Annotated in this window: 1 protein-coding gene; it reads right to left on the reverse strand. The window is 65.5% G+C overall.

What is annotated here, in order from left to right; all coding sequences use genetic code 11:
* On the reverse strand, nucleotides 1-232 hold a 232-nt coding region (locus ACYP33_RS10110; protein WP_459621389.1), incomplete at both ends, for a hypothetical protein.

Raw genomic sequence — 232 nt, forward strand, 5'->3', positions numbered from 1 at the left:
TGTACGTCGGTGCCTTGATCTTGCCGTCAGCCCCAACCGCGGCTTCGCCGCCCAGCGCATCCGTCACGCCCGTCAGTTGCGACACGTTCACCGCATCGGTTCCTGCCGTGCCTGCCGCCACGTTGTGCAGACCCACCGGCACGCCGGTCTTGCCCAGCGTTACCGACGCGTAATTCGCCTTGCCGTTCTTGTCCTGGTCGTACAACACCGCAGCGCGCGACTTGCCATCGTC

Source organism: Burkholderia sp. 3C (assembly GCF_054589155.1).